Raw genomic sequence first — 24,026 nt, forward strand, 5'->3', positions numbered from 1 at the left:
TACGACATCCCGGTCTAGGGATGGTGAAGGCAAATTGCTAGAGAGCAGCCAGAGAAGGAGATGGGGACCTACGACATCCTGGTCTAAGGCTGGTGGCGCTGTAAATTGCGGATCAGCCCGGCCAAGATGGACAGGCCAGTCTCTAGCTCTGCGACTGAAGCGTAAGTGTAGGAGAGCCGCAGATGGCGGCTGTCCCCGCGGTCGTACAGATCGCCAGTATTGAGCAGCAGGCCGGACTGCAGGGCTGCTTTGAACAGCTTGCGCAGGGGCAATGGCTGATGAAGCGACAGCCAGATGTAGAAGCCGCCCGCAGGTATGTTCCAGGTAGCCAGTTCGCTGAAATGGATCTGAAGCATCTCCAGGACTGCGTCTCGCCGCATTCGCAGTTGCTGTCGCAAGGTATGAGCATGCGCTTCATGATACCCGCCGCTCAGCCATCGGGCGGCGGCAAGCTGAGACAGGGAGCTTGCGCCATAGTCGCTCTGCATTTTAATATCGGCCAGACGCGCGACGACTGGTTCAGGGCCGGCGATCCAGCCAATGCGCAGGCCGGGACTGACGGCTTTGGATAAGGTCCCGAGGTGGAGGACACGTCCTTCATGATCCAGGGCTTTCAGTGGCGGAGGCGGAGGTGCATCCAGCCAAAGCTCCTGATAGGCCCCGTCTTCCAGAATCGGCAGACCAAGGGCGCCTGTAGTGGTCATCAGTGCATTCCGTCGCTCCTCATCCATCAAAATACCGGTAGGATTATGAAAGGTCGGAATGGTATATAACATAGCTGCATTGCTCCGGTAAGCCTCTTGCGCAATGCTGTCCGTCATTAGTCCCCGTTCATCCATTGGCAGGCCGCGAAACTTCACGCCTGTGGACTGGAAGGCATGGATAGAGTAGAGATAGGACGGTTTCTCCAGCAGGATGGCTGCGCCACGAGGCAACAGCCCCATGGCAATAAGCTGCAGTCCTTGCAATGACCCCGAGGTAATTAGGATGGAGGCGGGAGAAGTCTGAATACCGGATGCGGATAGCTTGTTGCTGAGGGCTGTTCGCAGTTCCAGACTACCAAGCGGCTCTTCGTAGGACAGCGGCAACAGTGGCTCGCACGCGAGTCCAGCGAGAATCTCCTGCATAACCTGACCAGGCAGCAGTTCCGGAGCAGGTTCACCTGTGCCAAGGCGGATTAGCCCCCGTTCATACTCCAATCGGTTAATGGCCTGGATGGTAGGCAGATTGGGATAATGGATGCCTTCCTCTACATAATCATTCCAGTTACCTGCCCGGACTAGTCCGCCGAAATTGATGGATTCCTGCTCGGTACTGGAATCACCACACTTGGGGGAGGGAGCAGCAATTCGAGTTCCACCGCCTCTGTTCCCCTCAATCAAGCCCATCGCCGTCAGTTGCCCCAATGCGGTTACAAGGGTGCTGCGATTGACACCAAGCTGTCGACACAGCTCTCGCTGTGGAGCCAGTCGCATGCCAGGGGGCCAGGCTCCACTATTGATTTTGCCGATAAAATAGTCTGTTATCTGGGCATGAAGTGGTAGCGTAGAGTTTATGTCTGGCTGCCATTCACCAGTGCCGCTGGCATTGGCCGTTCCTGATGATGAAGTGACGTTGAGAGTGTCCCCTGGAGACATGCTGTCTTTTGATGCAGGAGAAGGAAAAGCGGATTGCTTGGAAGTGGGCTGCACGGCAGAACTCCTTTATAAGAAAGATAAAATCGACATTGTCGAGGGGTAAGATGGGCTAGGTTAAGTTGCTTATTGTTTATATAGAACCTGTCTACAATCATGGAAGCCAAGGGGTTCACAATGTATATCTTTGCGCTGGTTGGGACTTTTACTGTGTTGAGTATATCCTGCGTTGAAGTATATCCTGAGTTGAAGTGAATTCTGCGTTGAGTATACCATGAACAGGTAGCTTTATTATGTCTTGGTTGGGTGTTGTTGAAGAACTTGGATGGTTACGGTTTATGTAGTGGGAAGGTACTATCAATGGGGCGCAGTTACGCTGCTCCGCACAGATTTCTCATCCTAAACGAATCATCAGGAGGTTCTTGCAAATGCTTGAAGCAGTTATACATGGAATTATATTGGCGTTTGGACTTATTTTGCCGCTGGGGGTACAGAATATATTCGTTTTTAATCAGGGTTCGCTGCATCCACGGTTTCGCGGCGTGCTGCCGGTAGTGCTGACCGCCTCTTTATGCGATACGCTGCTAATTGGTGCTGCTGTTGGTGGAGTTTCGCTGGTTGTCATGTCCGTGAGCTGGGTAACACCTGTAATTTATAGCGTGGGATTGGTTTTTTTAGCTTATATGGGCTGGAAAATCTGGGGTAGCGCTCCGACGCAAGGCGAGGTGAAAGTGCTATCGGCGAAGGGGCAGATTGCCTATGCCTTGTCGGTCTCCCTGTTAAATCCTCATGCACTGCTGGACACTGTTGGTGTCATCGGAACCAGTTCCCTGCAATATGGCAGTGGAGAACGGTGGATATTTGCCGGCGCGACGGCTGCTGTCTCCTGGCTATGGTTCATCGGACTTGCCGCCGCCGGGCGGTTGGTAGGACAAGCCGATCCTTCCGGCCGGATTCTGCGTGTGTTGAACAGGGTATCGGCGCTACTAATCTGGGCGATTGCAGTTTATATGGGGATGCAGTTGTGGAATATATGGAGTGGAGACCTGTGATTCTCTTGGATAGTTCTCCATCTTAGCGACTGGAATTGCTTGTCTTCCGCAGGCATATAATAGTTATAACACGGCTTGCAGAGGAAAATTAGAATCGACTGGGACCTCTGTGGAGATAGTGAAATTGGATGATTCCCGAGCGCCTGCCGATTCGCTGCTGAATTTGACAGATCTGCGACAATTGACGGGAATGGACATAGAATGCTCACTTAAAGCGTTTTATGGTTCCGATATAATTTAGATATAGAAAGAACATTGCATCCTTTTTCCAAGAACACAGCTAGGATACCGGAAGATGCCGAGCGGCTATTCCTTGCCGCGGTACCCGGGAATAACAATAGGGGAGGATTTGTCAAATGACCTTACAATCCGCTTCATCGCTTGTTGTGCCGGAGGCTTACACCCGTTGGCTGGAAAGTCGGGGATTAATATATCAATTGCTGGTGGATTTCTTCGGGAGAAAGCCATCTCTTTCGCTGGTGGCCCAGTGGTGCAGCAGACGCCAGATGAGCGTCGCTGCAGAGATGACCGAAGGTGGCCGCGAGCTTAAGCGTTACCTCTGCAGCCAGGAGCCTGGCGAGCTGCCGCAGGTCTGCAAGCAGGAGACAGAGGAATACACCCGGCTGATGAATGTGCGAGCTGCACGCGAAGCAGCTAACCGGGGCCGGGCTGAAGAATTCTGTAATGTCCTGTCCGATGTATATGCTTCGGCAGGAGTTGTATTTAAGAAATGCGGCGGTGAAGCCGATGATCATATTGCCATTGAACTGGAATTCATGGCAGTAATGCACGAACGGATGTTGTACAACTGCTTTACGGTGAGAAGTGCCATGGAGCTGCTGGAGATTCAGGTGGCTTTCTTAGAAGAGCATCTGTTGAAATGGACCCCGCAGTTCTGCGAAAGTCTTAATTCCTTAACGGAGAGCAAGCTATACCTAGGTTTGAGTCACATGTTGGAGGAATTTTTGCCGCAGGATCTGCAAATGCTGCGAGCCTGGAAGGCTTCGCTGGAGACAAGTGCTACATCTATGTCGTAAGAAAAGCCCGGGCAACCGGGCTTTTCTTCGTATGATCAGGTCAACGAGTCCATACTAGTTGGTTTATGTTTATGTACTTCAATTGCAGCGCGAAGCTGCTTTTGAAAGTAAGAGGGGGCGTCGACCGGGAGACGCCCCCTCTTTGCTTGCAAGTCACCGTTCTGCCCCGTGTCAGCCCCGGGACAGGACGGTGACGGCAACCCCGGCGGCAATGGCTGCCACATCGCCGGGGTTCACGAAGCCGGCAGCGCGCTGCAACGCTGCTGCCGTGCCGCAGGCCGCGCCGAGCGTAAGCCGCGCCGGCCAGTCACCCCCGGCCACAGCCGACGCCAGTAGGCCGGCGGCCGTGGCATCTCCACTGCCGAGTGGACTCACGGCAGTGACCGAAGGCAGCGTCACACGGTAACGCTGCCCATCCGCGGCGGCGACAGCGCCGCGGGGCCCCAGCGTGACGACAGCGTCACGCGCCCCTAGCTCCAGCAGCGCTTCCAGCGCCTGCCGAGCAGTGTCTTCGCTGCCGGTGTCTGCCAGACCGGCCAGCTCGGCGGCTTCGTGCTCGTTGGGCTTCACGAGCTCGGGCCGGCCTTGAAGGCCGAGGCGCAGAGCCTCGCCGCTGGCGTCCAGCATCACCTGGGCACCGCCGTGATGGGCGATATCCGCCAGCTCCGCATAGAGCCAAGGGGGGCAGCCCGGCGGAAGGCTGCCCGAGAGCAGTACCCACCGGGATCGGCGGGCCAGCTTCTCCAGCCTGCTGCGCAGGGCGGAAAGCGCCTCCCCGGTGATGACCGGCCCAGACTCGATCAGCTCCGTCTGGGTAGTAGAAGCAGAGTCGAGCACGGTCAAGGCCAGCCGTGTCTCTCCCTGCGTGACCTTGACGAAGTCGGCGTCGACGCCTTCTTCAGCCAGACCGGCGAGTAGCTGCTCACCCGTATATCCAGCGGCAAAGCCGCAGGCGGTTACCTCTGCCCCTAACTGGCTTAAAACCCGTGCGGCGTTGACGCCTTTGCCACCGGGAAGAGTCAGGGAATCGGTGATCCGGTGAACACCGTTTATTTGGAATCCCGGTACAGTATAAATTTTATCGACAGCCGGATTCAGCGTGACGGTTGTAATCATAATAGTTCTTCCTTTCTATAGGCATCCATAATTTCATTGTACTGTTCAGAAATCGCCTGACACAAGATGCCACACCCCCGTTACGCCGGATCCCTTCTGACGGGGAGATCCCTGTTACATGCCAAGAGGCCCCTCCATTTGCGGAGGGGCCTCTTGGATCATCCAATCGCTTTACAAGTAAAAGCTTTTTGCTTATAAGACAAACTTAAGATCGAACAGAAGGTTCGGTCGTCACTACAGCGGAATGTGTGGACTTCATTCGCTGTTGTCGCCAGATTTCTTCTTTATAAACTACTCCCAGCGGTTGAAATCTGGCGACAGCCTGTGCTTCCGATACGAATATAGTGAAGCTATAGACTTAGTTTTATTCTTCCACAGTCTTTCTGCGGAATTTCATCAGGAATTCGTATACTACCGGCACTACCACGAGTGTCAGGAGCGTGGAGCTGATGAGACCACCGATAACTGTGACACCGAGGCCCTTGGAAATGATACCGGCGCTGTTTTCGAGTCCGCTTACGAGCGGCAGCAATGCGCCAATGGTAGCGAGTGCTGTCATCAAGATCGGACGCAGACGCGTACCGCCTGCTTCCAGCAGGGCTGCCCTGGTGGTGAGTCCTTCTTTTTCTTTATGAATAACACGGTCGATCAGTACGATCGCATTGGTGACGACGATACCAATCAGCATCAGAGCACCCATCAGGGCGGAGACGTTCAAGGTCTCCCCGGCTAACAGCAGGGCAACCAGTGCTCCGATGACGGTGAACGGAAGTGAGAAGAGAATGGCGAATGGAGCAAGCCCGCCGCCAAAGGTAACCACCAATACGAAGTATACGATGGCGATTGCGGCAGCCATAGCGATACCAAGTTGTCCGAAGGTGTCATTAATCTGTTCTGTCACACCACCGAATTTAACAGTTACACCATCCGGCAAATTAAGGTCTTCGATTTTAGTCTTCACACTATTGGAAGCGGCGTTAACGTCATTAGCGATGATATTCGCCGTAACATCTACTTTCATTTTGCCATCCATACGAGTGATCGAGTCCGGTGAAGAGCCTTTCTCTACCTTGGCTACCTCACCGATCGGCACGCTGATGCCTAGCGGCGAAGTAAGATGCGCATCTTCCATCTCTTTGATGCTGGAATACGTATCTTTTTCGGTTTCGATATAGACGTTATAGTTTTTGCCATCCAGCTTGACCTCGGTCAGAACCGGACGTGCTCCAGCAGGGCTGAGCTTCATGGCGATTTGTCCGGCAGTAAGGCCCAGTGAGCTAAGCTTTTGCTGGTCCGCTACGATAGTGTATTGATCATAGGCTGCGGATAGACTTGTTTTGCCATCCTTGAAGTTGGTTGTATCCTTCTGTACAATTCCGGCAATTTCATCGGCTACAGGCTTCAATTGATCCAGATTGTCTCCGAAAATATTTACCGTCAGCGTATTGCCGCCGAGGCCGCCACCGGCCATCTCGGACATGTCGCCCCAGACTCCTTCCGGAACTTCCTTGGTGAGTCCTTCGATCAGATTCTTCTTCACGGATTCGAAATCAGGCGTATTGCTGTCGTATGCAACATAGAACAATCCCGACTTGCCGCTAGAACCGCCTAAGCTGAACGGGCTGCTTCCGCCGATGGAATATTGCATCTTATCCACGTGCGTCTGAGCCAAAATATATTTCTCCGCTTTCAGGCCCAGTGCCTGTACATCCTCCAGACGTTGTCCTGCTTTTGGTGAAAAGGTCAATGTAATGTTCTTCTCTTCCTGGGATGGCATGAAGCTGACGCCAATCGGCTTGATCAGGAACAGACTGCCCACCAGGAGGATAACAGCAACACCAAAAGTGACCAGCTTGTGATTCAAGCACCAATCCAGTACTTTCTGATACCAGGCAGACAATCTGTCCGGTTTATCATGATGATCGTTCTTCTTTTTGAGCCCGTTACGGAACAACGAGTGTGCCATTGCCGGTACAAGCGTGATGGCTACAATGAGCGATGCCAGCAGGGCAAAGACCATAGTCAAGGCAAAAGGCAGGAACAGCTCGCCAACCATTCCGCTGACAAAAGCAAGCGGCAGGAACACGGCGATCGTAACGATGGTGGACGACATAATCGGCACGAACATTTCGCGTGTTGCCGCGCTGATTAACTCTCTACCGCGCAGCTTCTCGCCCGATAGCGATAACCGCCTGTAGATATTCTCAATGACAACAATGGAGTCATCGACTACCCGTCCGATGGCTACGGTCATGGCGCCCAGTGTCATCATATTCAGGGTGATGTTCATCTGGCGCAAGCACAGAACCGCAATCAGCAATGAGAGCGGGATAGAGATGATCGAGATAATCGTCGAACGGATATTCCGCAGGAAGATCAGGATGATAATAACTGCGAACAAGGCACCGAAGGCAGCCTTGGATAACATTGTGCTTACCGAATCCTCAATCGGCTTGCCTTGGTCGAGCAGAACCGTCAGGTCGAGACCCTTGAATTGTTCTTTCAGCTCCTCGGTCTTCTTCTTGACACTGTTGACGACTTCAACGGTATTGGCATCATTGGCCTTAACGATCTGAATACCGATGGATTCCTTCCCGTTGGTACGGGAGATGGATTCGGAACGGCCTACAACTTCAATATCCGCCAATTCGCCAAGCTTGACGGTAGGTAGCCCTGCTCCGAGTGCTGCACGGGCTGCAGCATTCGCACCGGCTCCACCGTTATTTGCAGCGCCACCAGCAGCTTCTGGTGCTCCGGCCCCACCAGGTACTCCTGCACCTCCAGGTACTCCGGCAGAAGCCCCCCCGGTTGCGCCAGCACCGCTTGGCATTACAGGGATGGCGACATTTTTCAAGTCATCAATCGTTGTGACATTTCCATCAACAACGACGGCTTTCTGCGATTCTTCCATTTCGAATAGACCAAGTGGCACGCGTAGGGAAGAGCCTTGAACGATGCCTTTTACTGTATCTTCGGTCAGTCCATATTGTTTCAGCTTATCCTGATTGAATTTCAGCGAGACTTCCTTGACATACTGCCCGGCAATTTGTACGGAGGCCACGCCTTCAAGGTCTTCCAGTGCTGGACGGATGTCGTTCTCCGCAATGCTGGTCAATTCTTCAAGTGGCTTGGAGCCATCACCGGCAAGGCTGAGGGAGACGACGGGAAGAGAGCTGAGACTGAAGCGGGAAATCCTCGGCTTTTGCACGTTGTCTGGCAGGACGACCTCATTCAATGCCTCACGGACGGCCGCTGTCGCATTGTCCAGGTTGGTGCCGTAATTAAATTCAATGAAGATGCTGGAGGCGTTCTCCAGCGATGTGGAGGTCAGTGTCTTAACACCATCCACGTTGCGCAGCTTCTGCTCTAAGGGTTTGCTGACATCGTTCACGACCCCTTCTGGCGCAGCACCCGGATAAATCGTTGTGATACTCAGGTAGGGAATACTGATATTCGGCAGGGTCTCCTGCTTCATGGTCAGTCCGCTGTAGAGACCGGCAAAGACGATGATGATCGTCAGAAGCCAAATCGCAAATTTGTTTTTGAGTGAGAAATTAATCAGACTTTTCATGGCGTACAATTCAGCTCCTCTTGGTTATACATATAAGGTGATAACAACTTTCTTAATTCCTTCAGAGGTTCGGCAAGTTCGGGACAAGCCTGCAGGTTAAATAGCATTCCTTGAACGATGGCTCTCCGCGGGTGGGGAACCAGCATTTCCCCTTCCAGAATGATAAGTGAATCCGCGGCATCCTTCTGTTGTCTCGTCTTGAGAGGGGCGGCGCTGAGCAGGTCTTTCATTTCCTTAATCAACTGCAGCGGATTCTTGCGTAAGCTCTCCTCTTGACCCGCCAGCATCCCTACAACCATCGCATGTGAGATGAGCGGGGCGGGTTTGTCTGCAAGCAGGGAGGCCGTGATGATGTCCATCATATGAATAAGATGATCCGCCATGCGTGCCGTAGGTACATAGGATTCGGGGTGGAAGAGAACACGAACATAAGAACTGATCATGCCGTGGACGATCATGAATAAATCGCCTGTATAGGGCAAAATTTGCTCACCATAGACGTTCTCCATCTTAGACTGGAACCAGCCCATCATTGCCACATTACTCTTTTGCAGCCATTCGGGGATATCGGAATGGCCTTTTCCGGCAAAATCCTGAATTTGTCGCTGCAAAAACTCACGAAGCTCGTATACATGATTGAGGAGAATTTCGACCTGGTTCCGCAGTTTTTCGCGCGGTGTCTTCCCGGTCTCCTGTTCTGCGTGGACCAGCGGGTCACGGATCATCTTGAAGCAGTATATATAAATGCTGCGTTCCAGCTCCTCCTTGGATTTAAACAGGAGATAGAGGCTGCCCTTGGACATGCTGCTTAGCTCCGCGATTTCCTGCATGGAAGTGGAGGAAGAACCTTTCACAGCGAACAGTTGCATCGCCGTCTTGATAATCTGTTCTTTCTTGTCCTGGGTGCGGTCTGCCACCGACGAATCCCCTTTCTGACTAATGAGTTCTGAAATTGACTTGATAGTCATGAAAATTATATTACAACTTTCTGGGTATTACAAATTTACACTAAAAAAGGTTACAATTTTGTCGCAATTATCAATTTGCCATCGATTTTGTAGGAAGAACCCCTGTATTCATGTAATATATAAATGTGTCATTTTCGTGATGTAAAAAGAAGGTAGGTAGAATATGAGAAGAGGACTACAGGCAATTGTCATTATTGGAGCTTTTATAGCTTTTTATTACTTCGGCTTTGGTCTGTTCGGCAGTACCGGCACGACCATTATTAGTATTTTCTCTACATTAACGGTCATATCCATCGGACTTGCTATATCCATGGAGAACCGTAATCCTTCCACAACGATGTCCTGGATCTTGCTGCTGGCGCTGATCCCGGTAGTGGGACTTGTCTTCTATTTTCTGTTCGGACAGAACGTATTCAAGCGTCGTAAATATGATAAAAAGGCCCAGCTCGACCTGATGGCCTATGAGCGAATTGAGAACGATGCGCTGCGCACCCACTTTGATTGGTCGGAATTTGCGGAGCCACATCAGAAGCTGTTGGGGTTGTCACAACGGCTGGCACGGACGCCGATCTCCTGTACGTCGGAGACGCGGGTCTTAACCAACGGGGAAGAGACTTTTGGGACCCTGCTTCTGGAGCTGCGGCAGGCACAGCATCATATTCATATGGAGTATTACATCTTTCGGGCAGATCATATCGGGACACGCATCCAGCAGATCCTGATTGAAAAGGCGCGTGCCGGTGTCACCGTCCGATTCATGTATGATGCGGTTGGCAGCATTCAGCTCTCCAAGTCCTTTCTGAAGGAAATGAGCAATGCCGGGGTGCAAGTGGCGGCCTATGGCAACTCGACCTCCTTTTTCTCCAGTCGGGTAAACTATCGGAATCACCGCAAAATCGTCGTCATCGACGGCGATGTAGGTTTTATGGGCGGGCTTAACGTTGGTGACGAGTATTTGAGCCGCAGCAAAACATATGGGTTCTGGCGCGATACACATATGCTGGTACGTGGTGAGGCGGTACGGACGATGCAAATTATTTTCCTCCAGGACTGGATGCATACGACAGGGGAGAAGATTCTGGAGCAGGATTACCTGTCGCCCAAGCTGCGGTATATGGCTGGAGACGGGGCAGTGCAGATTATTGCCAGTGGACCAGATAATGAACGCCGGGCGCTCAAGAATCTCTTTTTCTCCATGATTACCTCTGCGCAAAAATCGGTATGGATTGCTTCTCCGTACTTCATTCCCGATGAGGATATTCTGACTGCACTGCGCGTTGCGGCAATGTCGGGGCTTGATGTGCGGCTGCTGTTTCCGGCCAAACCGGATAAGTGGATTCCGTTTCTGGCGTCCCATTCCTATTTCCCGGCACTGCTGGAATCTGGTGTGAAGATTTATGAGTATGAGAAGGGCTTTATTCATTCCAAACTGCTCATTACGGACGGGGAAATTGCTACGATTGGCACGGCAAATATGGACATGCGTAGCTTCCACCTGAATTTCGAGGTGAATGCATTGTTGATCCGGACAGAGAGTGTAGCGCGGATTGTCGAGGACTTCGAGCGTGATCTGCTCTCCACAAGGCTGATTGTGCATGAGGAATTCATGAACAAACGGTTGATGGAACGGGTGCTGGAGTCTGCGGCACGTCTGATGTCTCCGCTGCTGTAGGAGAGAATAAAAACCACTTGGACAGCCTTCTGTTAAGGTTCTCCAAGTGGTTTTTTTGAAAATATAACAAATTATATGTTTTACGCTATAAATCATCCTTAGATTTCTCGCTGAATCGGACACCGTCCCTTAGCGGTCGGCAAAGCCGTTTCTACTTGTGTCAGGATCTATTCAAAAAGTGGTGAACCCAATGAATTTCTGCATACGGAACACCATGTATTTGATCCACGTAACCCCACTTTGGTAAGCATCGAAGGGGAGACTGTAAGCTGCACCGTCGTTATTCCATAGAGAGGTGAAGTAGGTCTCCATTTCAGCGTATAGCGGCTGATCCTTCTGTACCGTTACCCACAGGTTATTCTCCAGATTGTAATCATTGAGATTTCGGGCTGTGAAGTTGGTAGATCCGCCGAGGATGACGGACCTCCCATTCTCCCTGGAGATAAAAAGCAGCTTGGCATGGTACTGCTCCTTCGTTGTATTGTACCAGCGGATGGCGATCTTTCCGTCTGAACGGCGGTTCAAATCCATGGCTACAGGCCGGTTAGGGATACCGATTTTATCTCTGCCGAACGCATTTTGATTGGGATCCAGCAGTAACCGGACGTGTGCACCACGTCTCGATGCATTAAGCAGCGCCTTAATGACCTTGTCATCGGCGAGATAGAACATGCCCATCCATACGGTGTCCCCTTGTCCCGCGGAGTTGATTGCTTCAAGCGTGTATTTATAGATTTTACCCTCTGTCAGATATCGGACTTCAAGAGGTTCTCCGGCGCTCCTCTCATTGGCCTGAGAAAATACGGGTTCCTCGCTCAGCAAGGGTCCTGCTCCAGAAAGATTCGCTGCAGCTTGCTCAGTCTGCAAAATATCGGCCAGAATGGGGCCTTGAACCTCCAGGGCGATATTCGAGTTGTAGGCGCTGGCATCGTGTATATTACCCGAGGAGATCAGCGCTGTTGTCTCATTCATAACCAGCTTGCGGTGGTTAGCTTTAACATTCAAGAGCTTCAAATAAGAGCGTACAGTGATTTTCGGACCGTTACTGGCCATCAGATTGGGAATCCACCCCTTGCCGGATTGTCCAAACCACTGAATGAAGGTACGCCAGATGGCAGAATATACGGGTGTGGAGTCTCTCAATTTATCGACATCTGTCATAATTACCGTGATGCCGGCAGCTCTCATCTCTTCTAGCAACGTGTTAGGTGCTGAATTGTAATTCGTATTAACTTCATCGGTAATGAACACAATCTCTATCTCGGGATAGGCTGCCTTCTGGGCGAGCAGTTTATCCGTGAGCTTTTTGCTGATAGGCGGGAAATGCTGATCCTTATGTGTGTAATTATTGAAAAGGAACATATCAATCACCAGAAACTTCCGGGACTCCTCGATGATCTGGAGAATGCGCGGCAGAATTTGCTCCTCCTGTGAGCCGTTTACCGTACCGTTCGCATGAGTCAAGTCATGCCAGAAATGTACTTGGCTGACCTTGTATAAGGGGCTTTCATAAGAAAGGCCGGATGGCAGCGGCTTATGGGTCTGGTAGATCATAACGGCAGTCAGCCACAATATACAGATGCCCACGATGAAAAGCATCCAGCGGCGGAAGGAGCGGGCGTTCCTTTTGGACAGATCTCCTCCACGGATGGTGTGGGATGGAGGCGAAGGGGAGGGCGCAGAGCGCCGACGGCCTGAATTCATGATAGTCCTCCTGTTGGACATTCGATTACTCCTCATCCATTGTATTTTAAGTATTGTAACCATCTATTACCGCTTCTAAAGGAAAACTAAGCAAATGGACTTAGAACAACAGCGGATGACAGCTTACAAAGGCTTATGTATAATGAATGTAAATAATTTGTATAAGGTTTGTGTATTCAAATATTAGGTTTTGCCGTGTGGGAAAGTGAGTGAATGGCAGCATGTATACCATAAAGCAGGTCGTTGAAATGTTAGGTGTCCCTTCGGTGACGTTGAGAGCCTGGGAGAACAGGTATCAGGCTGTAACCCCTGAACGGACAGAATCGGGGTACCGACTGTATACCCGAGATAACGTGGAAGACCTGCGCTGGCTGAAGGAACAGACTGAGCAGCAGGGCATAAGTATTTCACATGCTGTTCGACTGCTCAAGGCGAGGAAAAACCAACATCTGGATGAAGGGAGCGCCTCTAAAGGCGGAACCTCGCAGGATGCTTTCGAGAAGATGAACCATCAAATATACATTGCACTCTATGAGTTTCAGGGTGAACGTGCGAACGCGCTGATCGACTACGGCTTCTCTCTGTTCGGATACGAGGCCATGGTTCATCAGGTGTTGGTTCCGGTTCTGGTCATGGTAGGCGATGCCTGGGAGAAGGGGAACGCGACCGTGGCGCAGGAACACTATATTACGCATATGGTGACTAATCGTTTCTATCAATTTTTCCATGTTTTCCCTGTCGATGAGCATCTGCCGAAGGTGCTGGCCTTTTGCCCGGCGGGAGAACATCATCAGGTCGGACTGCTGTTATTTTCACTTTTTTTACGCAAGAACGGTGTAGAGGTCATCTATCTGGGTGCTAATACCCCTGAAGAAGGGGTGATGACCATGCTGGGGCAGCAGAGTAGCATCGGAGCGATATGCCTGTCCGTGACTAACCCGGAATTGCTTCCTTATACAGAAGAACTAATTCGGCGGCTCCAACAGAAATGTCCGGAAGCGGCGTTTATTGTGGGCGGCAAGGGATACGATGCATCAACTACCGAATCGGTTGCCCGGTATGTTATTAACGAGCCGCCAGATCGCTGGCAGCATTGGTTTGACGATGTATTTGCAGAGATGTTAAGGAATAAGTAAATCCCTGGAAAGGGAGAAGAGGATAACATTGTTTGTAGGGAATCTGCGGACTCACTTTGAAGTGAGTCCGCAGATTCCTTTTTTTGTTTACTCTTGCGCATTTACTAATTGGACTAATGATTGTATGATATTTGTATCATTTTTGTATAAGGTTATTTGTATAAGGTTTACACGAAAAAAAAGGGGTGCAAAGGAGAGATCATGGCGCTGCGAGAAAAGAATGCCGCAAAGGTTGCAGTTGTTGGAGCGGGGCCGGGAGGTTTAGCAGCTGCTATGCTACTGGCTGCAGAAGGATATCGGGTAGAGGTTTATGAGAAGCGGGATACAGTCGGTGGCCGTTCGGGTCTGCTTCAGCTTGGCGCTTACCGATTTGACCGGGGGGCTACTTTTCTTATGATGCCCCATCTGCTGGAAGAGCTGTTCACCGCAGCTGGCCGCTCCTTGGAGAATTACGTCACATTACTGAGGCTAGATCCCCTTTATTCACTGCATTTTGGTGAGACAGTATTTAAACCTTCAACTGATGGACTTCAGACGGAGGAGGAAATTGAGAGACTGTTTCCGGGTAACGGGAACGGTTATCGTCAGTTTATGGCTGATGAAGAGGATAAATTTGAACGGGTCATGCCATTGCTGCAGCGGCCCTTTCAATCTCCCAGGGATTACGTCAAAAAAGATGTACTGCGTGCACTGCCAAAGCTGCATGCAACAGATACAGTATATAATCGTCTCTCTAAATATTTTGCAGATGAGCGCTTACGCTATGCGTTTACGTTCCAGGCTAAATACTTAGGGATGTCCCCTTGGGAATGTCCAGGGACGTTCACTATACTCTCTTATTTGGAGCACCGTTACGGGCTCTACCATCCTATAGGCGGGATCAACAAAGTTCTTCAGGCGATGTCGGAGGTTATTGCCGAACATGGGGGAAGCGTCCACACCTCGTGCGGGGTTAAACAAATCCTGGTGCAGAATGGTCGTGCAAACGGGCTCTTGCTGGAGAACGGGGAGAAGGTGGAGGCTGACTATATTGTTCTTGGTGCTGATTTCGGTACAGCCATGACCGAGCTGTTTGAGCCAGGCCTATTGAAGAGGTACACGCCGCAGAAAATTGACCGTAAACGCTATTCCTGCTCTACAGCAATGCTATATCTAGGGGTGAGCGGGGCGGTGGATCTTAGCCATCACTCTGTGCATTTTGCGGAGGATTACCGTCGCAATGTCGAGGACATTACCCGCCGCGGCGTATTATCCGCTGATGCTTCTATTTATGTGCACAATCCCTCCGTCCTCGACCCAACGCTGGCGCCTGCTGGAAAATCTTCTCTATATGTACTGATGCCGGTCCCCAATTTGACGGCCGATATCGACTGGGCGCAAGAAGGGGCCCGTATACAGGAAGAGATGATGAATCGCCTGCAGCGTCTGCCCGGGCTTGCAGATCTGCCACAGCGTGTCGAGGAGAGTCTATTCTTCTCTCCGCTGGATTGGCAGAATCAGCTGGATGTCTATAACGGGGCTACCTTTAACCTCGCTCATAACCTTGGGCAGATGATGTATCTGCGGCCCCACAATACCTTCCAGGAGGTTGAGGGGATTTGGCTGGTTGGGGGCGGAACACATCCCGGGAGTGGCTTGCCGACGATCTTCGAGTCGGCCAAGATCAGTGTACAGCTACTCAAGGCACACGATGAAACTGTTCGCAGTAGAGCCTTTCGGGCAGGCTTTACCGGAAAGGGGGTCTCGCTGTGAGCCGGATCGCAATCGTTGGCAGCGGAATCGGTGGGCTCACAGCAGCGCTGCTGCTCAGCCAGCGTGGTGAAGAAGTAACGTTATTCGAACGCGCGTCGCAGGTCGGCGGACGGGTGGTTTTTGAAGAGGAGGGTCCGTACCGAATCGACCGGGGGCCAACCATTGTTCTTCTTCCGGAGATGCTGCTGGGCATTCTGGAGGAGGGGGGCCTTCCGCAGGAGAGCATCGAGCTGTTGCGCTGTGATCCGTTATATCGCATTCATTTTAAGAACGGTCAAGTACTGACCAAGGTTAACGGATTAGAAGAACAGGCAGCAGAAATAGAGAGGACATTTCCTGGCCAAAGCAAGGGATTTATACGATTCATGCAGACGATGTCCAATTTGTATCCGCAGGGCAAGTCTTCTTTTCTGGAACGGAACTTCAAGTCTCACAGAGCCTTCTTCAGTCCCAGGAATCTGGCGCTGATGGCCCGGCTTCGAGCCTATAAGAATTTGAGGGAAACGGTAGGACAATATTTTTCCAGTGAGGAAATGAAGGATGCGTATTCTCTGCAAAGTTTGTATATAGGCGGTGCACCCTTCCAGACCCCTGGCATCTACACGATGCTTCCTTATGCTGAGCATGCCTTCGGTGTGTGGATGCTGAAGGGCGGCTATGGCGAACTGCCGAGAATAATGGCCCGCGAACTGGAACGCCGGGGCGTAAGTGTGCATCTGGATACCGAGGTAGAGTCCCTAACAGTTCAAGAGGGTCGCTGTGAGGGGGTAGTGGTGAAAGGGGAGTTACTGTCGTATGATGCCGTTTTGTATAACGGCGATTTTCCGTACCTGGATGAGCTCCTGCCACCAAAAGCCCGGCGGCGTAAACGGCCTCCAGCCACATATACCCCTTCTTCGGGCTGTCTGCTAATCTACGTGGGGGCCTCCAGGCGATGGGAGGAATCGCTGACGCATCAATTCTTTCTCCCAGATAGTCTGAATGCCAGTCTACAGGAGTTATTCCACGATGGGCGTATTCCCCGAGATCCTTCTTATTATGTTTTTAATCCGGTGGCGCTGGATGAAAGTGCCGCTCCGCCTGGAGAGAGTGTGCTGTATTTTCTGGTGCCTGTCCCGTCTGCCTCAGGAGTGGATTGGGAGACGGCCGCAGAACGTGTGGCCTCTCAAGTGCTTGCCGACGCAGAGAAGCGTGGTTTTCCCGGGCTTGCAGCCAGCATGGTATGGCGTAAGGTCCGCACACCAGCTGATGCACAGAAAGAGGGCATGTACGGAGGCGGGAGCTTCGGCATCGCGCCCTTACTATCACAGTCAGGTGTATTCCGTCCACAATCGCAGCCTTATCCCATTAAGGGTTTGTACGCTGCCGGAGCATCCGTTCACCCCGGTGGTGGCGTGCCAATAGTCATGCAAGGTGCAAAGCTGGCAGTTCATGAATTGCTAAAGGAGATGAACTCATGATTGAACGTGTATTGCAGCAATGTGAAGAGATGATTAAGCAAGGATCTTCCTCATTTTACAAGGCCTTTGCCGGACTTCCTAGCCCACGCCGGGAAGCGGTGCATGTCATATACGCCTTTTGCCGGCTCATAGACGACAGTGTCGATGAGCCGGACAAATCGCCTTATAGTATTCATGAGCTTCGTGAGCATTTTCTCCATCTGGAGCAGGCGGAAGGGCATTTCATTTGGCCGGCCATTCGCTGGTTGTTCCGGAGCTTTCCGCAATTGAAGAAAGAGCCGTTTCTGCTGCAAATGGAAGGTCAACTCAAGGATTTGGTGTTTACACACTATGACACGCTGGAGCAATTGGAGTCTTACTGCTATCTGGTTGCAGGGACTGTTGGAGAGATGCTTCTGCCCGTACTTCGGGATGACGGGGGCGATGGGGTTCGTGCTTCAGGCATCGCTTTGGGGATCGGGATGCAATTCGTAAATATTATCCGTGACGTAGGCGAAGATCTGGAGCGGAGACGGCGATATATTCCACTAGAGGTTATGGAACGACATAGATACAGCGAAAAAGAGCTGGCACAGGGTGTGGTGAACGACCGGTTTATAGCAGTTCTTCAAGAGCTGAGAGAGGTGGCGCTCGGCTGGTTTCAAAGAGGGTTGGAGAATATTGAAACCTACCCGCCTGCCAGCGGATTGGCTGTGGAATTGGCGGCGGCTTATTATGCCGGAATTTTGGATAGTGTAGCTGCTGGTGGATACGATGTTTTCCGCCGCCGGGCCTATGTCAGCGATGAATCCAAAATGCTTATTTTTCAGCGAACACTAGCCCGTTATGCATTAATACTGGGAGAACAGGAAACGGCGGCAGGATTCCGATGATTCACTATCTGTTCTGGGTGTGGTATTTCGTAGGTGCGCTGCTATTGCTTCTGTTTGAAGTCCCGCGGCAATTACAGTTTTCCAATGCTCTCTTCCTTATTTTTTATGCTCTTTATGCTATCCATGTTATGAAGCGGGGGAAGCCCAAAATGTTGTCGGACCAATCGGCGATCAAAGGACAGCTTGTAAAGGGGTGGCTTCCTTTCATTGTGATCTGGACTGGAGGAATGACTGTAGAATGGGTCGGTGTTCATTCCGGAAGGTTGTTCGGAAGCTATGTGTATTCCGATATTCTGGGTCCGCAACTGTATGGCGTACCTGTTACGTTGGGTTTTGCCTGGATTGCTGTTGTTATTAATGCGTTCTTGATCACCCGAGATTTAGGGTTGTCCGGCGTTCGGCTGATTGTTGTCCGGGCTTATCAGGTGGGCTTTTGGGCTGTGCTCATGGATCTCGTACTTGATCCTGTTGCCCATGCCAGAGGCTTCTGGCATTGGAATGCGGATGGTGGATTTTATGGTGTCCCGGGCAGCAATTTTGTAGGATGGTTTATGGTGGGCGCTATGTTATCCCTAATCCTTCCCCAGAAGTCTGTAACATTCCAGGCCACACGGCTGGGTACGAGGCTGTATCAGGCGATTCTTATAATGTTCGGACTGCTAGGGGCACGAGAAGGATTGCCACTTTGTACAGTGATAGCCGTCATTGGTATTCTACTGTCGGAAGGGAGTCTGCGTTATGCTGGAAGCCACAAAGCAGAAAAGATTTGATCAGCTGTTTTATCACTATAATGCCCTATATCTGATCCGCCGACACTTCCGCTTTTTTGGCTCTGCCGGTCAGTTGGAGCCTCCGGGCTATGCTGGCAAGCCACTTCTTTATATCATGAACCACAGCTCCTGGTGGGATGGGCTGCTGGCCTATCACGCCGCCCGAATGCTAACGGGCGGCGATCACTATTTTATGATGGAGGAGAAGCAGCTGCGTAAATATGCTTTTTTTCGCAAGCTCGGGGCGTATTCCATCGACGCTAGTCGACCGGGGGAAGTTAGCGCATCTATGCGTTACTCAGCGGGTCTGCTTCAAGCTGGCGGCAGGGTCTGGATCTATCCCGAAGGTGAGATTCGACCGTTGGAGCAGCGGCCCCTGATGCTGAAGTCCGGTGTGGGGCTACTTTTGCGGCTCTGCCCTGAAGCTGTTGTAGTTCCCGTCACACTGTACCATGGCCTGTTCCAGCATTCCAAGCCGGAAGCCACCCTGCTTGTAGGGAAGCCGATGCATCGAAGCTGGAAGGCGCTGCACCGGGACGATATCCGTGATCAACTTCAGGGGATGCTGGAGGGGCAGCTTGATGCTCATCGGAGGATGGTTCAGGAACAGGGCGGACATGTGCCAGAGCTGTTCGCTCCTCTGATGAAGAGTGGAAGGTCCACTAACGAATGGTTCGATGCTGTGTTGGGGAAGCGGGGCAAGCTATGATTCAGTTTCTGCAGCTCCTGATGGCCATCTTGGTATTTCAAGGTATCTTTGCGGTATGGAACATCTCTCGATTTCCGAAGCTCGGCGTTACGACACGTAATATTAGGTCACGGCAGCGTTCTAAGTACAAGGTTCAAGGTTTGGAGTTGTCTATCTTGATCCCGGCCCGTGATGAAGCCACCAACATCGGGCCTTGTCTGGAGTCTGTTCTCAATTGCGGACTCCCTCCCGATACAGAAATTCTAGTGCTGGATGACAGTTCTACTGATGGAACGGCCGATGTCGCGCGTGATGCCGGTCAGGGCAGGGTCAGGGTAATGGCCGGACAACCGCTCCCTTCAGGATGGCTGGGCAAATCCCATGCCTGTGCCCAGCTTGCAGAGGCGGCGCGAGGGGAGTGGCTGCTGTATCTCGATGCAGATATAAGACTCCGGCCCGGCGCGCTGATGGCGGCGCTAACGACAGCCAGGGGGCAGGGCTGCGGGCTTATCACTGGGTTTCCACGGCAGACTACCGTCAGCTGGCTTGAAAGACTGATAGTACCGTTGATGAACTTCACCATTCTCTGCCATTTACCGCTTCCACTTGTCAGGGGATCCGGCGATCCCCGATTTGTAGCTGCACACGGTGGATTCATGCTCATACACAGGGAGACCTATGCTGACGCCGGGGGCCACGCTGGAATTCGCACTGAACTGGTAGATGACATGGCGTTGGCGCGCGCTGTTAAGAGAAGTGGAAATCCAGTCGCGCTGACGGATATAACCGATTACACCGACATGCGAATGTATCATAATGCCCGGGAGGTCTGGAATGGCTATCGCAAAAATATTTATGATGGTCTGGGCCGTCGCCCATTGCTGCTTCTGGCAATCCTGGTATTTTACATCTTGTTATATGTAATGCCGCCCGTGATGCTTGTTTTCGCAATTGCTGAAGGATACGGAACGGCAATGTTATGGTCTGCGGGAGGTATGATGACAGGGATGGCGATCAAGGGAGTCAGTGATGGCTCCGGCAAGCAGCCGTCTTGGTTGTGTCTCCTGATGCCGGTGAGTATTCTCTGTCTGGTAGGCATCTCTATCGCCTCTTGGCGGGGAGGTTTGCCGGGCCGAGGATATGAATGGAAAGGGAGGCGTTATCCATGAAACGGAAAGCTGTCATTCTTGGCGCGGGCTTTGGCGGTTTATCATGTGCCATAACGTTAGCGTCCAAGGGTTGGGAAGTTAAGGTGCTTGAGCGGCAGGATCGGCCTGGTGGCAAGCTGCAACGTATTGAATCGGACGGGTACACGTTTGACCGGGGGCCAAGTACGATTACGATGCCAGGTGTATTCCGCTCCCTATATAAATTGGCAGGTGTGGACATGGAAAACTACGTCCAACTGTATGAATTAGAGCCACGCACACGAAATGTTTTTTATGACGGAACAGTTGTGGATTTCTCCAGGGATATCGAGTTTATGAAGGCGCAGATTGCTGCATACAGTCCTCGGGATGCCGCACGCTATAGCGATTTTCTGGAGGAAGCAGCCGTTATGTTCAGACTGAGCGAAAAGGAGTTTCTGAACCGTCTTCTCCTCTCCTGGCGGGATAAAATGTCCCCCTCCCTGATCAAGGGTCTGCTGCGTGTAAAGCCGTTCCTCACGCTGCAGAAGCTGCTGTTGCGTTATTTCAGCCATCCCCATACCCTTGCGATGTTGGGGCGTTATGCTACTTATGTAGGCTCTTCTCCCTACCGTTCTCCTGCAATTTTCGCAATGCTGGCTTATTTGGAGGGGCAGAAGGGCGTGTATGGCGTGCGAGGCGGCACCTATCAGCTGATAGAAGGACTTCTTGCTCTTTCCGAGCGGTTGGGAGTGGAGATCATTACAGGCACTGAAGCCACTGACTTATCAGTCTTGAACGGAGTCGTGAAGGGGATTGAGACTTCTTCCGGCTTTTATCCGGCATCGACAGTTATTGTCGGCGGCGATGTACTCAGCATGAACCGGCTGCTGCTGCCGGAAGTCAGTCGTCCGCACATGAACGATCGAAACATAGCCGGGTACGAGCCATCCCTATCGGGCTTTGTGACACTTGCCGGGGTATCCCGACAATACGATGTGCTGCGGCACCATACAGTATTTTTTCCCGAACAGTATGAATTGGAATTTCAGGCGATCTTTGATGAGAAGCGTCCACCGCAGAATCCTGCCGTTTACGTCTGCCATTCCGGTTATTCGGAGACGGGGATGGCGCCTGCAGGAGGGAGCAACCTGTTTATCTTGGCCAATGCGCCTTATATGAATGATGCCTGTGTCTGGGAAGAGGAATCGTTGTCATACCGGGAACGCATCTTCAATACACTTGCAGGACACGGCATTGCCGGTCTGAGTCAGTCGGAAGTATTGCTCCATTACACGCCACAGGATATCGAGAGAGATACACTTGCGCACAGGGGAGCGATTTATGGGATTTCTTCCAATTCCGCACGTCAGACCTTTCTAAGACCAGGTAACCGTTCCCCGGATGTGCAAGGGTTATGGTATGTGGGAGGCACGACGCATCCCGGAGGCGGGACGCCTGTAGTTTCACTGTCAGGGCGGCTGGTGGGCGAACACATTGCCAGCAGAACCTAAGCTTTCAGAGAGAGATGGATGGCATTGTAAGTTCCTTTGAGAAGTTGTGTTATAATGAAGCATATTGCCAAAATGAACCGACTAAGGAGAGGATGGCTACTCTTCTGCAGAGGTAGAATAGAGGGCCGGGAACGGAGGAAGACCGAATGAATCATACACCACAGAATATGCCGACCGGGAGGGATGACAGGTCAGGTAACAACCGATCAAGAGAGCCGCAGACATTAAATGCTCGGGCCTCTGAGTCTTTGCTGCCGTCATCCACAACAGGAGAACGTAAAATCGAACATGTACGCCTTTGCCTCAATGAAGAGGTCGGAGGGAATGGAATTACGACAGGTTTTGATGATTACCGCTTCCGGCATAATGCCCTTCCCGAGCTTAATTTTGAAGACATTTCTCTGGACACTGTATTTCTGGGCAAAAAGCTGCGCACCCCGCTGCTGATCAGCTCCATGACCGGGGGCAGCGCTGCTACCGGCGCCATCAATGACCGGCTGGCTGAAGCGGCCGAGCGGCGTGGCTGGTGCCTTGGCGTAGGATCGGTCCGGGCCGCTGTGGAACGTTCCGAGCTGGCGTCGACCTTCCGTGTACGGGACAAGGCACCTGGCATTCCGGTCATTGCTAATATTGGAGCTGTGCAGTTATCGTACGGGTTTGGTGTGGATGAATGCCGGCGGGCCGTGGAGATTGCCGGAGCCGATTGGCTGGTATTGCACTTGAACGGCCTTCAGGAGGTATTCCAGCCGGAAGGAAACACCGGGTTCGCTGGGCTGCTGCCGAAGATTGAGAGGCTCTGCCGGGACCTTGGGGTACCGCTTGGCATCAAAGAGGTGGGCTGGGGCATCGATGGCGAAACTGCAGTCCGGTTGTACAATGCCGGGGCGGCCTTCATCGATGTGGCGGGAGCTGGCGGAACCTCCTGGAGTCAGGTCGAGAAGTTCCGTAGCATCGATCCTGTGCGGCGGGCCGCGGCGGAAGCTTTTGCCGATTGGGGCATTCCTACGGCTGAAAGTATCGCCGATGTCCGGGCTGCCGCTCCCCAAGGCGCCTTGATTGGCAGCGGTGGACTAAGGCACGGTGTGGATGCAGCCAAGGCGCTGGCGCTGGGCGCTGATCTAGCAGGCTTTGGCCGCAACCTGCTTGGCCCTGCTGTAGAGTCGGAGACCGTGCTGGACAATGCACTGGCTCAGGTGGAGCTGGAGCTGCGCACTGCAATGTTCGGTATTGGCGCACCTGATCTACACAAGCTACGAAGTACGCCCCGCTTGCTGAGAAAATAGGCTGTGACCAAGAATACTGATTTTGGGAAGGAATAATGATATGATCAAACTTCTTCAAATGGACGAGTCGACCTTTCAATTCTTTTTAAGCCAATCTACCAGGGAATATGCTGCTGAGAAGGTGAAATCAGGAGCTTGGGACCCGGATAATGCCCTTAAGCTGTCACAGGAAGCGATCACCCGCTTTCTGCCAAGCGGACTACATACAGAAGGTGCATATCTTTATTCGGTAGTGCATGAGGACGTTGAGGAGTCAATCGGGTATATCTGGTTCAATGTGACCGAAGGTCGCGGCGGGCGGGAAGCCTTCATCTATGATATTTACATCTTTGAGCCCTATCAGGGCAAAGGCTACGGCAAACTGACTATGCAGGCACTGGATGAAGAAGCAAGCAAGATGGGAGTCACCAAGATCGGTCTGCATGTCTTCGGCCAGAATACTCGGGCGTTTGAACTGTACAAGAAAATGGGATACATCATTACGGATATCTCCATGTCCAAAGAACTGAAGTTAGAAGAGGACCGTTCATAATTACGCGGCCAATCCATAAATGAAGCATGATGTGTTATGCTGATCAGATAAGACCTCGGGAGAGGTCTTTTTTGCGTTGGAGAGAGAAGGAATGTAAGTGTGAGATATATCTTTGAATTAGCACTAAAAGGAAAATAT

At 51.8% G+C, this 24,026-nt stretch carries 18 protein-coding genes; 13 read left to right on the plus strand and 5 right to left on the minus strand.

What is annotated here, in order from left to right:
* Nucleotides 1-83: 83 nt before the first annotated feature.
* A complete protein-coding gene (locus ACFORK_RS12230; protein ID WP_379199137.1) occupies nucleotides 84-1,691 on the minus strand; it encodes an aminotransferase-like domain-containing protein in 1,608 nt (535 codons plus the stop codon).
* Between the two features lie 371 nt (nucleotides 1,692-2,062).
* Between ACFORK_RS12230 and ACFORK_RS12235 the strand changes: the two genes are divergently transcribed.
* The gene (locus ACFORK_RS12235) at nucleotides 2,063-2,686 is read left to right on the plus strand and encodes a LysE/ArgO family amino acid transporter (RefSeq protein WP_379199139.1); all 624 of its coding nucleotides are present in this window, start codon (nucleotides 2,063-2,065) and stop codon (nucleotides 2,684-2,686) included.
* 356 nt (nucleotides 2,687-3,042) lie between these two features.
* A complete protein-coding gene (locus ACFORK_RS12240) occupies nucleotides 3,043-3,723 on the plus strand; it encodes a TorD/DmsD family molecular chaperone (protein WP_379199141.1) in 681 nt (226 codons plus the stop codon).
* Between the two features lie 171 nt (nucleotides 3,724-3,894).
* Here ACFORK_RS12240 and ACFORK_RS12245 read toward each other — a convergent pair whose 3' ends face one another.
* From ACFORK_RS12245 to ACFORK_RS12255, 3 genes are all read right to left on the minus strand, one after another.
* Entirely contained in the window at nucleotides 3,895-4,839 is a 945-nt protein-coding gene (locus ACFORK_RS12245; protein ID WP_379199143.1) for a 1-phosphofructokinase family hexose kinase, read from the minus strand.
* 364 nt (nucleotides 4,840-5,203) lie between these two features.
* Nucleotides 5,204-8,410, minus strand: coding sequence for an efflux RND transporter permease subunit (locus ACFORK_RS12250; protein ID WP_379199360.1), 3,207 nt, complete (start codon nucleotides 8,408-8,410; stop codon nucleotides 5,204-5,206).
* Complete coding sequence (locus tag ACFORK_RS12255) at nucleotides 8,407-9,327, minus strand: TetR/AcrR family transcriptional regulator (RefSeq protein WP_379199145.1); 921 nt, start codon at nucleotides 9,325-9,327, stop codon at nucleotides 8,407-8,409. Before ACFORK_RS12255 ends, ACFORK_RS12250 begins: the two co-directional genes overlap by 4 nt.
* A gap of 214 nt (nucleotides 9,328-9,541) precedes the next feature.
* On the opposite strand from ACFORK_RS12255, the gene cls reads away from it, so the two are divergent.
* Nucleotides 9,542-11,050 (plus strand): cardiolipin synthase, encoded by a 1,509-nt coding sequence (cls, locus tag ACFORK_RS12260; protein ID WP_379199147.1) that lies wholly within the window; start codon nucleotides 9,542-9,544, stop codon nucleotides 11,048-11,050.
* A 171-nt stretch (nucleotides 11,051-11,221) separates the two neighbouring features.
* Here cls and ACFORK_RS12265 read toward each other — a convergent pair whose 3' ends face one another.
* Entirely contained in the window at nucleotides 11,222-12,754 is a 1,533-nt protein-coding gene (locus ACFORK_RS12265; RefSeq protein ID WP_379199149.1) for a phospholipase D family protein, read from the minus strand.
* 221 nt (nucleotides 12,755-12,975) lie between these two features.
* Here ACFORK_RS12265 and ACFORK_RS12270 point away from each other — a divergent pair, with 221 nt between their 5' ends.
* The 10 genes from ACFORK_RS12270 (at nucleotide 12,976) to ACFORK_RS12315 (ending at nucleotide 23,888) form a co-directional block, all read left to right on the plus strand.
* Entirely contained in the window at nucleotides 12,976-13,890 is a 915-nt protein-coding gene (locus ACFORK_RS12270; protein ID WP_379199151.1) for a MerR family transcriptional regulator, read from the plus strand.
* Between the two features lie 201 nt (nucleotides 13,891-14,091).
* Nucleotides 14,092-15,642, plus strand: coding sequence for a phytoene desaturase family protein (locus ACFORK_RS12275; RefSeq protein WP_379199153.1), 1,551 nt, complete (start codon nucleotides 14,092-14,094; stop codon nucleotides 15,640-15,642).
* Nucleotides 15,639-17,102, plus strand: a complete 1,464-nt coding sequence (locus tag ACFORK_RS12280) for a phytoene desaturase family protein (RefSeq protein WP_379199155.1) — start codon at nucleotides 15,639-15,641, stop codon at nucleotides 17,100-17,102. Before ACFORK_RS12275 ends, ACFORK_RS12280 begins: the two co-directional genes overlap by 4 nt.
* The gene (locus ACFORK_RS12285; RefSeq protein ID WP_379199157.1) at nucleotides 17,099-17,974 is read left to right on the plus strand and encodes a phytoene/squalene synthase family protein; all 876 of its coding nucleotides are present in this window, start codon (nucleotides 17,099-17,101) and stop codon (nucleotides 17,972-17,974) included. The genes ACFORK_RS12280 and ACFORK_RS12285 overlap by 4 nt, the downstream gene beginning before the upstream one ends.
* Before the next feature lie 149 nt (nucleotides 17,975-18,123).
* The gene (locus ACFORK_RS12290; protein ID WP_379199159.1) at nucleotides 18,124-18,744 is read left to right on the plus strand and encodes a carotenoid biosynthesis protein; all 621 of its coding nucleotides are present in this window, start codon (nucleotides 18,124-18,126) and stop codon (nucleotides 18,742-18,744) included.
* The gene (locus ACFORK_RS12295) at nucleotides 18,713-19,453 is read left to right on the plus strand and encodes a lysophospholipid acyltransferase family protein (protein ID WP_379199163.1); all 741 of its coding nucleotides are present in this window, start codon (nucleotides 18,713-18,715) and stop codon (nucleotides 19,451-19,453) included. The genes ACFORK_RS12290 and ACFORK_RS12295 overlap by 32 nt, the downstream gene beginning before the upstream one ends.
* Nucleotides 19,450-20,601 carry a glycosyltransferase family 2 protein gene (locus tag ACFORK_RS12300; protein ID WP_379199166.1) on the plus strand — a complete coding sequence of 384 codons (1,152 nt, stop codon included), beginning with the start codon at nucleotides 19,450-19,452 and terminating at the stop codon, nucleotides 20,599-20,601. The genes ACFORK_RS12295 and ACFORK_RS12300 overlap by 4 nt, the downstream gene beginning before the upstream one ends.
* On the plus strand, nucleotides 20,598-22,073 hold the full coding sequence (locus ACFORK_RS12305) for a phytoene desaturase family protein (RefSeq protein WP_379199168.1): 1,476 nt from the start codon (nucleotides 20,598-20,600) through the stop codon (nucleotides 22,071-22,073). The genes ACFORK_RS12300 and ACFORK_RS12305 overlap by 4 nt, the downstream gene beginning before the upstream one ends.
* A gap of 146 nt (nucleotides 22,074-22,219) precedes the next feature.
* Nucleotides 22,220-23,356, plus strand: coding sequence for a type 2 isopentenyl-diphosphate Delta-isomerase (gene fni, locus ACFORK_RS12310; protein WP_379199169.1), 1,137 nt, complete (start codon nucleotides 22,220-22,222; stop codon nucleotides 23,354-23,356).
* A gap of 40 nt (nucleotides 23,357-23,396) precedes the next feature.
* Nucleotides 23,397-23,888 carry a GNAT family N-acetyltransferase gene (locus tag ACFORK_RS12315; protein ID WP_246316935.1) on the plus strand — a complete coding sequence of 164 codons (492 nt, stop codon included), beginning with the start codon at nucleotides 23,397-23,399 and terminating at the stop codon, nucleotides 23,886-23,888.
* The last annotated feature ends 138 nt before the right edge of the window (nucleotides 23,889-24,026 follow it).

It is taken from the genome of Paenibacillus sp. GCM10012306 (assembly GCF_042649265.1).
Taxonomy (GTDB): domain Bacteria; phylum Bacillota; class Bacilli; order Paenibacillales; family Paenibacillaceae; genus Paenibacillus_AQ.